This is a genomic window from Bradyrhizobium sp. Kon69 (assembly GCF_055807515.1).
In genome coordinates, this window is the sequence record NZ_JBVVOS010000510.1 from 1 (window position 1) to 247 (window position 247).

The 247-nt window shown below is 61.9% G+C and carries 1 protein-coding gene and 1 pseudogene; one reads left to right on the plus strand and one right to left on the minus strand.

All coding sequences use genetic code 11. The features are described 5' to 3' along the window. Nucleotides 1–37: 37 nt before the first annotated feature. Nucleotides 38–130: a hypothetical protein gene (locus tag AC0L3U_RS39990; RefSeq protein WP_473365210.1), complete on the plus strand. Its 93-nt coding sequence runs from the start codon at nt 38–40 to the stop codon at nt 128–130. Between the two features lie 11 nt (nt 131–141). Here the strand turns inward: AC0L3U_RS39990 and AC0L3U_RS39995 are convergent. Then, nucleotides 142–247 (minus strand): annotated as a pseudogene (locus tag AC0L3U_RS39995) (murein L,D-transpeptidase catalytic domain-containing protein); the annotation flags it as partial.

Genomic DNA, 247 nt, shown 5'->3' on the forward strand with positions numbered 1-247 from the left:
CCAACCCTCTACCGCTCGTCGGCTGTGGATCTTCGATCTGCGCAAAAAGACCCTGGTATTGCGCGATCTGGTGGCCCACGGCGCCAGGTCATTGAAGCCAGGCTCCAGGCCGTCCATGCGCAGGGAGTAGCCGTGAGTGCCGAGGTATCTTTCCTGGGTGCGGAACAGGCCCAGGCTGGACTGATGGCTGCCCTCAAGATTGGAAAACTGGGTGGCGAAGTTTTCGCCTGACTTGGCGCCGTGGGCC